At 47.7% G+C, this 321-nt stretch carries 1 protein-coding gene; it reads right to left on the bottom strand.

Annotated features, from left to right (window positions below; all coding sequences use genetic code 11):
* Window positions 1-95: sugar phosphate nucleotidyltransferase (locus P0G09_RS16900; RefSeq protein WP_275253245.1), on the bottom strand; the 95-nt coding region annotated here is incomplete at its 3' end.
* Window positions 96-321 lie beyond the last annotated feature (226 nt).

Below are 321 nucleotides of genomic sequence, written 5' to 3'. Positions count from 1 at the left end.
GGCTTATCGTAGACAGGCAGCAGCTGCTTGCTGGTGACCATCGTCAACGGATAAAGCCGGGTGCCGGCACCGCCGGCCAGAATAATGCCTTTCAGAATTTGTGCACTCCTTTATTTGTATTGAAAAAGTTGTGCAGCTATACGGGGTGAAACGCTCACCTCGTAATATTCAAAGCGGAGCTGCGTCCGCTGTCAACAAAGTTACAGGGTAAAAGTTCCGGCCGCGCGGGGCGGCATCAGATAGTTTTACACATTATTCTACTCTAAAATCGAAAAAAAAGCAAGAAAAAACGGCCTGTTCCAGAATTTTTTCCGAAACAGG

This window comes from Faecalibacterium sp. DFI.5.82 (genome assembly GCF_029076575.1).
Lineage (GTDB): Bacteria > Bacillota > Clostridia > Oscillospirales > Ruminococcaceae > Faecalibacterium > Faecalibacterium duncaniae.
The sequence above is the reverse complement of the archived record's forward strand: the minus strand, read 5'-3'. Positions and strand labels throughout refer to the sequence as shown.